Here is an 8848-nt window from a genome sequence, read left to right as displayed (position 1 = left end):
CGGCGGCCGGCCGCGAGCGCGGCGGCTTCGGTCACCCGCACGAGTTCGAGCGCGAGCGCTTGATCGGGCCTCCGGGAAACCGCGGCGGCAGCCCAGTTCTGAGTGGTCATCACGCTCACTTCGCTCGCACGGGCGGGTGGAAACCGCGGACGGCCGGACCGGGACCACTGGATGTTGACCGGCCGCCCGCGGCGGATCGGGGGTTCAGCGCGCGGCGGAGTTCGCCACGGCTCGCTCGGCCAGCGCCTTCTGCGCGGCGACCCAGTTGTTGTCGTCGCCCCGCCAGGTCTCCAGTGCGGGCCCGACGAGCGCCCGGCCGAAGGAGAAAGTGAGCTCCCAGGGCAGCCGGCCGACGTTCTGCATCGCGCCGAGGTGCTGCGTCGCCAGCTCCGGGCGCTGGCCGCCGGAGAGGAAGGCGATGCCCGGCACGGCCGCCGGCACGGTCGCGCGCAGCGTCTCGACGGTGGCCTCGGCGACCTCCGCCACGGAGGGCCGCTCCCCGCTGCCGGTCCCGGCGACCACCATGTTGGGCTTGAGGACGATGCCGTCGAGCTGCACCCGCATCAGGTCCAGCTCCTCGAACAGCACCTCCAGCACCGCGGTGCTGACCTCCCGGCACCGCGCCAGCGAGTGGTCGCCGTCCATCAGGACCTCGGGTTCCACGATCGGCACCAGGCCGCCTTCCTGGCACAGACCGGCGTAGCGCGCCAGCGCGTGCACGTTCGCGCGGACCGCGCGGTCGGACGGCGCGTCGTCGCCGATGGTGATCACCGCGCGCCACTTCGCGAAGGTCGCACCGCCCCGCGCGTAGTCCGCGACGCGTTCACGCAGCCCGTCGAGCCCTTCGGTGATCTTCTCCGCGGGCGATCCCGCGAGCGGCTTCGCCCCGGTGTCGACCTTGATCCCGGCGAGGATCCCGATGTCCTCGAGGTACTGCGGGAACGTGCGGCCGTCGCTCAGCTTCTGGTGGAACGTCTCGTCCGCGAGGATGACCCCGCTGATCGGCTCGGCGAGCTGGGGCGTGGTGACGATCAGCTCGCGGTACACCCGGCGGTTCTCCGCCGTGGCTTCGACACCGACCTTCTCCAGCCGGGCGGACATCGTCGCGATGCTCTCGTCGGCGGCGAGGATGCCGCGCCGGTCGGACACCATGGTCCGGGCGATCTTGTTCAGGGCAGACACTGTGTTGCTCCTCCTGCGTTCGGCGCTCAGGCGATCGATTCGTGGACGTCGATCGCCAAGCTGGGTTTGCGCGGCCGGGTCCGCTTGCGCGAGCCGGCTTCTCTTGCCTTCTGCCCCGGCACGAAAACGGTCACCGGAGAGCCTTTCGCCGCGGCGGTCTCCACGAGTTCGCTCGCGTACTCCGGGAGCCCCCGGTGCTCGCTCCACACCGCGTAAATGGGTTTGGCCGGCATTTCCTGGTCGACGGGCACCAGGTGCAGCCGTCCTTCCGCGAGTTCGGACCGCACGGTCGAGACGTTCAGCACCGTCACCCGCCTGCTGGTCGCGACCGCCTGCTTGATCGCGGAAGTGGACGGGAACTCGACGTAGCTCTCCGGGGCGCCCGCCGTGCCGAGCAGTTCGTCGGTGAACTCCCGCAGCCCGGAGCCGCGCTCGCGCAGCACCAGGGGCGCGGCCGCCAGCTCCGGCACCGTCAAGGGCGTGCTCCGCACCGCCCACGGATGCCTCGAGCCGACCACCACGGCCAGCTTGTCGTCGCAGATGTAGCGGGTCACCAGGTCGTCGCGCGGCTGCTGGCGTCCTTGGCCGCCCGCCCCGCACCAGCCGTCGAGGAAAGCGAGGTCGACGTGACTCGTCCGGATCAGCCGGCGCAGCGTCTCGACGTCCCCGGTCCGCACCTCGACCCTGGCCTCGCCGAACGAGAACCCGGAGCGGTTCAGCCACTCCGGGATCAGGTGCTCGGCGATCGCCGGGCTGCCCGCGATCCGCAGCCGTTTCGCTTCGGAAGACCTGGCCCCGGAACCGAACTCCAGCAGTTCCCGCGCCGCCTGCATGACGTTGCGGGCGTACTTCGCCAGCATTTCCCCGTCTTCGGTGAGCTTCGACCCGGCGGGCGAGCGGTCCAGCAGCCGCAGCCCGAGCCGGCGTTCCATCGCGCTGATCCGGATGCTGGCCGCGGGCTGGGAAAGGCTGTGCGCCTGCGCGGCTTTGCCGACACTGCCGTAACTCTCGACCGACAGCAGCAAATCGAGGTCGGCGAGCTGAGGCATCTTGGACGGAAGAACCATGGTTTCACCCTCTCGCTCGGACCGGCGACTCGCGGTATTCAGCGAGATTGCCCGCGGTGCTCGGCGGGGTCAATCGGCCCGGCACGAAAGCACGGCACACGAGCACGAGCGGTGTGCGCTGGGCCATTTGCGGGACGGTCCGGGAGTTCGGCGGCCGTGGCCGGGCCCGCGTTCCCTTTCGTGGCACCGCGGGTGCCGTTCGTCACCGCCGGAACGCCGCTCGTTTTCCTTCGCTCGCCGGGAGTTCCGCCGCGTCGCAGGCGCGCGCCGCCCGCATGACGAGCAGCTCGGCGCGTTCCTCCTGGACGACCTTGCGCACACCGTCCGAAAGCGACTTGCTCTCGAGCAGATCGCCGGTGGCCGCCAGGACGTCCTCTTCGGCTTCAGTGAACCGGGGGTAGAGCGCCCTGGCGAACGCGAGCACGAACTCGGGCCGCGCGTCCGCCATGGACTCCAGGGCGCGCAGGTAACGGTCAGCGTACGGCGTGAGCACCGCTTCCTGCCCCGGTTGCCGGAATCCCGCCATGACGGCCTTCTTCTCCGCGAGCGAAAGGCCGTCACCGCGCAGCCGGTTCCACGCTTGTTCTTTCGCGGCCGCGGTGGGACGCGCGGCTTCGGCTTGCAGGGCGTTGCGCCGTCCACCGTCCCCGGGATCGGCGTCCCGCGCGATGCCGAGCAGCCCGGCGACGTCCCCGCCGGTCGCCGCGAGCCGGAACAGCGCGCGCCACCGGAGGTCCCGGTCGATTTCCAGGCCGGGCCACGGCGACCGCCCGCACACCATTTCGGCCAGCAGGCCGTGATCCGCGACGGCACCGGTCAGCGCCCGCGCGAGAACGAGCTGCCGGTCGCTGCCCGGAGCGGCGCCCGCCAGCCGCTCCCGCACCCGGTGCGCCAGCGCAGGATCCGGGGCACCGTAGGCCTGCACCGCCGTCACCGCGCGGTCCAGCAGCGTTTCCAGGACGCCGTCGGTCTCCCGCGGTCCGTGGGCGAGCACGGCCGACGCGTAGAGCCGCGCGGGCAGCCGCGCGTCGAGCACGTCGTCCCACAGCGCTCCCCACACGACCGACCGCACCCGTGGGTCCTCCACTGCGGACAGACTGCGCACCGCCGTCCGCCGGGACCGCGGGTCCAGCCTGACCTTGACGTGGCACCCGGCATCGGCGTTGGGCACCACGAGGTCCGCCGGACCGGCCGCGGCTTCGCGCCGGCGCGGCGTCAGCCGGACGTGTGTGTCGTGCCGCGGGAGCAGCCTGCCGTCGAGGTCGTCGAACGCCGCGATCCGCAGCGGCAGGTGGCGGGGCGGGACGTCCGGCAGCTGCCGCACGCGGCCGTGGCGCACTTCGACCGTGTTGACGCCGGGACGCAGCAGCCACTCGGCCACCCAGCGGTCGACGTCCTCGTCCGCGCCGGACCGCAGCGCGGCCACGAAGTCCTCGAGCGTGGCGTTGCCCCACGCGTGGGTCCGCAGGTACGTCCGCACTCCGGCGAAAAAGGTGTCCCAGCCGAGGCGCCTGGCCAGGTCGTACAGCACCGCCGCGCCGCGCTTGTAGACGATCGGGCCGAAGTTCACCCGCGCCGCCTCGGTGTCGGGGGTGTCGACCCGGATCGCGTGGCTGGTGGGCATTCGGTCGGCGTGCCGGGCCACCGGCAGGGCGTGGTGCGCGTACGCGGTCCAGCCTTCCCCGAACCGCGTGACCGCCGGTTGCGCGACGACCGAGATCAGCTCGGCGAACGCCTCGTTCAGCCACAGGTCGTCCCACCAGCGCAGGGTCACGTAGTCGCCGAACCACATGTGCGCCATCTCGTGCAGCAGCACCTCGGCCCGCCGTCGCCGCTTGTCTTCGGTGACGCGGTGGGAGAACAGGAACCGCTCGTTGAGCGTCACGCAGCCCGGGTGTTCCATGCCGCCGAACGCGTACTCCGGCGCGAAGACGTGGTCGTACTTGGCGAACGGGTACGGCAGGGCGAACAACCGGCCGCAGTGGTCGAGCCCGCGGCCGACCACCTCGAAGATCTCGGCGGCGTCCGCGGTGAGGTCGTCGAAGAGCGAGCTGCGCGCGTACAACGCCAAGGGCAGCCCGCGGTGGTTGGAGCGCACCCGGCGGAACGGGCCGGCGGCGAACGCCACCAGGTACGGCGGCAGCGGCGGGGTGCACGCGAAGCGCCACGTCGGCCCGGCCGCCACCGGATCGGTGTTGGCGACCACCACCCAGCCGTCCTCGGCGGTGACGGTCAGCTCGACCGCCGCTTTCACGTCGGGCTGGTCGAAGCAGGCGAACACGTGGTGCGCCGCGAAGGGCTCGAACTTCGTGTGCAGGTAGACGTTCCCGTCGAGCGGGTCGCGGAACCGGTGCAAGCCTTCACCGGTGCTCGAATACGGCGCGGACCCGTGCACCCGGACGGTGTTCTCGCCCGGGCGCACGGCGAGCCGGACGCGCGCCCCCTCGTGCGCGTCCGGCCCGAGCTCGCGGCCGTTGCACTCGACCGACTCGACGTCCCCCGCGAAGTCGAGGAAGACGGTCCCTTCGCCGGTGCGGGCCCGAAAGCGGACCACAGTGGTCGTCGCGAACTCCCGGTCCCCCGCGGTCAGGTCGAGGGCCACCGCGTACCGGACGTCCGAGACCTCGGCCGACCGGGCCGCCGCCTCGGCCCGCGTCAGGGTCATCGTCCTCGCGCCGGCACCGTCGGCCTGCGGTAGCGCAGCTGCCCGCCCGCGCCGGCGTCCTCCTGGTTGGCCCGCACGAGCACGTCCTGCACCAGGTGGTGGTCCGGCGAGTGCTGGCACACCGGGTCCGTGCGGCTCGCGTCCCCGGTCAAGGCGAACGCCTGGCACCGGCACCCGCCGAAGTCCAGCTCCTTGCGCGGGCAGCTCCGGCACGGATCGGGCATCCACTCCGTGCCGCGGTACGCCTCGAACGCGGCCGACTTCGTCCAGATCCACGCGAGGTCGTGCTCGCGCACGGAGGCGAACTCCATCGTCGTGATCTCCGCGGCGACCGGGCACGGGTAGACGACCCCGTCCGGGGCGACGGTCAGTGCCGTCTGCGCCCAGCCACCCATGCACGGCTTCGGGTAGGGCTCGTAGTAGTCCGGGAGGATCCAGAGCAGCTCCAGGTTCCCGGCCAGCTCGGCCTTCCGGCGTTCGTAGACGCCGACCGCCGCGTCCAGCTGGACCTTGCTCGGCATCAGCAGCTCGCGGTTGCGCAGCGCCCAGCCGTAGTACTGAGCGTTGGCCAGCTCCAGCCGCTCGGCGCCCCAGCCGACGCAGACGTCGATGATCGCGTCCAGCCGGTCCAGGTTCAGCCGGTGCAGGACGACGTTCATGTTCAGCGGCAGCCCGGCGGCGCGGATGATCCGCGCGGCCGCTTCCTTCTTGTCGAACCGTTTGCTCGCCGCGACCAGGTCGGTCGACTCGGCGGCGTCGCCCTGGATGCTCAGCTGGGCGCTGTTGAGCCCGGCGGCGACGAGCGAGTCCGCCCGGCGTTCGGTGAGCCCGAGCCCGCTGGTGATCAGGTTCGTGTACAGGCCGAGGCGGCGGCATTCGCGGACCAGCGTCTCCAGGTCCCCGCGGACGAGGGGTTCCCCGCCCGAGAAGTGGACCTGCACGACGCCGAGCCCGGCCGCCTGGCCGAGCACCCGCAGCCAGTCCTCGGTGCCGAGCTCGTCCTCGCGTTCGAGCAGCGCCAAGGGGTTCGAGCAGTAGACGCAGTGCAGCGGGCACCGGTGGGTGACCTCGGCCAGCAGGCCGAACGGCTGCGGCGGGCCGGTCACGTGACCACCACCCAGCCGCGCCCGGTGGCGTCCTCGAGGAACGAAATGACGTCGTTGGTGAGGTCGGTCGCCTCGAAGTCGCGCTCGAGCTCCTCGACCAGCTGCCGCACGTTCCGGCTGCCGTCGCACAGGCCCAGGATCGCCGCCCCCGACTTGTTCAGGAGCACGACCCGCTCCGGCAGCAGGAGCAGCTCCACGTCCCGGACGCTGTCGTGCTTGAGCATCGCCTTGGTCGCCAGCCGCGGGGTGGCGGTCAGATCGCCGGTGTCCATCACGAACTCTTGCCGTAGGCGAGTTCGACGGCGTCGAGCAGGCTCCAGAGCACGTCGCACTTGAACTCCAGCGCCCGCGCGCACGCGTCCTGCTGTTCGCGCGTCTTCGCGTGGTTCAGCACCAGTTCGAGCAGGTGCGCGATGTCCTTGGGCTGCTGGGTGAGCCGCGCCTGGAAGTACTCCAGGCCCGCCGGCCCGACCCACGGGTAGTGGCGCCGGACGTCGATGATCCGCCTGCTGAGCAGGTCCGGCGCGAACAGCTCGGTCAGCGCCGACGCCACGGACTCCAGCCACGGCTGCCGACGGCAGAAGTCCACGTAGGCGTCCACGGCGAAACGCACGCCCGGGAGCACGGTGTCGTCGTCGAACAGCTGCTCCCGGGACAGGCCGACGGCCTCACCGAGCCGGACCCACTTCTCGATGCCGCCTTCGGCACCGGTGCGCCCGTCGTGGTCGATGATGCGCTGGATCCACCGGCGCCGGTCGTCCCGCCCGGGCAGCTTGGTGAGGATGAACGCGTCCTTCTTCGGCAGGTTCACCTGGTAGTAGAAGCGGTTGCGCACCCACCCCCGGAATTCCTCCTCGGTCAGCGAGCCCGCGTGCATCCGCTCGTTGAACGGGTGCAGATGGTGGTACCGCTTCTCCCCGATCGACCGCAGCCGCGCTTCGAATTCCTCCGCGGACCAGGCGTTCATACTTCCACCTCCAATCCGGCTCGACCGACCTCGATGCCCAGGCTCGTCAGCCACTGCCGCTCCGGGGACTGTTCGTCGAGGATCGGGTTCGTGTTGTTGATGTGCGTGTAGATCTTCCGTTTCGCCGGAAGGGCGGCCAGTGCGCGAGCGGACCCGTCGGGACCGCCGACGGGCAGGTGCCCCATCGACCGCCCGCTCCGGCTTCCCGCGCCCTGACAGGACATTTCGTCATCCGCCCAGAACGTGCCGTCGACGAACACGCAGTCGGCCGAGGCCACCTGCCGGGCGAACTTCCCGTCCCACCGGGGCACCGTCGGCGCGTACACCACGGTCCCGCCCGTCACGGTGTCTTCCAGGCGGAAGCCGATCTCCCACTCCGCCGAATCGCCGAGCGGGGAGTGCCGCGCCCGCCCGACGTAGCGCGGGGCCTTGGCGCCGGTCAGGAACGGGGTCGCGCGCAACCGCTCGTCCAGCTCGAGGGGTTTGCCGATGTCGAGGCGGGACCAGGTGATCTGCGCGTAGTCGCTCAGCAGCTCCCGGACCGGGAACCACGAAGTCAGCGCCGCCAGCACGGGTTCGGTCCCGTACACCGCCAGCGTCGACTCCTCGCGCAGCATCAGCAGGCCGATCGTGTGGTCGAACTCCGCGTCGGTCAGGAGCACCCCGGCCACCGGCGTCGCGCGGATCTCCGGGCCCGGGTGCAACACGGGGTCGGTGGCGATCTGGTGGTGGACGTCCGGCGTCGCGTTCAGCAGGAACCACTTTTCCCCGGTTCCCGACACGGCGATCCCCGCGTGCAACGACGCGGTTTCGGGCTTGGCGCGGGCCTTCCGGCACCCCGCGCAAGCGCAGTTCCACTGCGGATAGCCCCCGCCGGCCGCGACTCCGAGACAATGGACGAACACGTCGCTCAACACCCGGGTGCGGGACGGGCGGCGCACGCCGCGGAATCAGGTGTCTCGCACCGCATGGCGTCCTCCCTGGTCTGTTCGGCTTGTCCGCACCAGCTTCTGCGGCCGCGCCGGAGCCTGACAACCGGCCGCGAACGACCGGCACCGGATCACGGACGAACGGCGACCGGCCTGCCATGAGCGGTCCGCGTGCCGCGGGGTCATTCGCGGTGCGCATCGGGGGATAGCGGTCTCGCATGTGCGGGGGTGTTGCCGGGGTTCGCGGCGCCGGGTGATGGTTGCCGGACTCAGCAGATCCCGTACCGATGAGGAGAATTGCCGTGCAGCTGCAGGTGGCTTTGGACGTTCTGGACCTTCCCTCGGCACTGACCCTGGCCAACCAGGTCGCCGACCACGTCGACATCCTCGAACTCGGCACCCCCCTGGTGAAAGCCGCCGGCATCGCCGCCGTCAGCGCCATCAAGGCCGCCCACCCCGACAAGCTGGTTTTCGCCGACCTCAAAACCGCCGACGCCGGTGAACTCGAAGCCGGACTCGCGTTCGAAGCCGGCGCCGACCTGGTCACCGTCATGGGCACCGTCGACGACGACACCATCCGCGGCGCGGTCGCCGCCGGCCGCAAGTACGGCAAGCAGGTCGTCGCCGACATGATCGGCGTCACCGACAACCGCGTCGCGCGGATCCGCGAAGTCGCCAAGCTCGGTGTCTCCTTCGTGGAGATCCACGCCGGGCTGGACGAGCAGGCCCGGCCGGGTTACAGCATCCAGCAGCTGCTCGACGACGGCCGGCTGGCCGGAGTCCCGTTCTCCATCGCCGGCGGCGTGAAGGCCGACACCATCGGCGCCGTCCGTGAAGCCGGAGCCGTCGTCGCCGTCGCCGGTGGCGCGATCTACAACGCCACCGACCCCGGCGCCGCCGCGGCCGAGCTGAAGAAGCACGCCACCCGCTGA

General features: G+C 71.4%; 8 protein-coding genes. 1 reads left to right on the top strand and 7 read right to left on the bottom strand.

Annotated elements, in window-relative coordinates; all coding sequences use genetic code 11:
* Positions 1–204: 204 nt before the first annotated feature.
* The 7 genes from G3I65_RS24360 to pqqB all read right to left on the bottom strand — a co-directional run bounded on the left by G3I65_RS24360 (position 205) and on the right by pqqB (position 7892).
* The gene (locus G3I65_RS24360; RefSeq protein WP_160698155.1) at positions 205–1182 is read right to left on the bottom strand and encodes a class I fructose-bisphosphate aldolase; all 978 of its coding nucleotides are present in this window, start codon (positions 1180–1182) and stop codon (positions 205–207) included.
* A gap of 26 nt (positions 1183–1208) precedes the next feature.
* Positions 1209–2249 carry a LysR substrate-binding domain-containing protein gene (locus tag G3I65_RS24355; RefSeq protein ID WP_166640518.1) on the bottom strand — a complete coding sequence of 347 codons (1041 nt, stop codon included), beginning with the start codon at positions 2247–2249 and terminating at the stop codon, positions 1209–1211.
* A 202-nt stretch (positions 2250–2451) separates the two neighbouring features.
* Positions 2452–4914: an aminopeptidase N gene (gene pepN, locus G3I65_RS24350; RefSeq protein ID WP_160698154.1), complete on the bottom strand. Its 2463-nt coding sequence runs from the start codon at positions 4912–4914 to the stop codon at positions 2452–2454.
* Entirely contained in the window at positions 4911–6020 is a 1110-nt protein-coding gene (gene pqqE, locus G3I65_RS24345) for a pyrroloquinoline quinone biosynthesis protein PqqE (protein ID WP_160698153.1), read from the bottom strand. The genes pepN and pqqE overlap by 4 nt, the downstream gene beginning before the upstream one ends.
* Positions 6017–6292, bottom strand: a complete 276-nt coding sequence (gene pqqD / locus G3I65_RS24340; RefSeq protein WP_160698152.1) for a pyrroloquinoline quinone biosynthesis peptide chaperone PqqD — start codon at positions 6290–6292, stop codon at positions 6017–6019. Before pqqD ends, pqqE begins: the two co-directional genes overlap by 4 nt.
* Positions 6292–6987, bottom strand: a complete 696-nt coding sequence (gene pqqC, locus G3I65_RS24335) for a pyrroloquinoline-quinone synthase PqqC (protein WP_160698151.1) — start codon at positions 6985–6987, stop codon at positions 6292–6294. The genes pqqD and pqqC overlap by 1 nt, the downstream gene beginning before the upstream one ends.
* Entirely contained in the window at positions 6984–7892 is a 909-nt protein-coding gene (gene pqqB / locus G3I65_RS24330) for a pyrroloquinoline quinone biosynthesis protein PqqB (RefSeq protein ID WP_160698156.1), read from the bottom strand. Before pqqB ends, pqqC begins: the two co-directional genes overlap by 4 nt.
* Before the next feature lie 326 nt (positions 7893–8218).
* Between pqqB and hxlA the strand changes: the two genes are divergently transcribed.
* Positions 8219–8848, top strand: a complete 630-nt coding sequence (gene hxlA, locus G3I65_RS24325; protein WP_309235504.1) for a 3-hexulose-6-phosphate synthase — start codon at positions 8219–8221, stop codon at positions 8846–8848.

The organism is Amycolatopsis sp. SID8362, from assembly GCF_010550475.1.
GTDB lineage: Bacteria > Actinomycetota > Actinomycetes > Mycobacteriales > Pseudonocardiaceae > Amycolatopsis > Amycolatopsis eburnea.
Note: the sequence above shows the minus strand (reverse complement) of the source record. Positions and strands in the feature narration are given on the sequence as shown.

Bases quoted from the DNA above. Each gene is read 5' to 3' on its own strand.
- pqqD (WP_160698152.1), bottom strand. From the start codon at position 6,292: ATGGACACCGGCGATCTGACCGCCACCCCGCGGCTGGCGACCAAGGCG.
- G3I65_RS24355 (WP_166640518.1), bottom strand. From the start codon at position 2,249: ATGGTTCTTCCGTCCAAGATGCCTCAGCTCGCCGACCTCGATTTGCTG.
- pqqC (WP_160698151.1), bottom strand. From the start codon at position 6,987: ATGAACGCCTGGTCCGCGGAGGAATTCGAAGCGCGGCTGCGGTCGATC.
- pepN (WP_160698154.1), bottom strand. From the start codon at position 4,914: ATGACCCTGACGCGGGCCGAGGCGGCGGCCCGGTCGGCCGAGGTCTCG.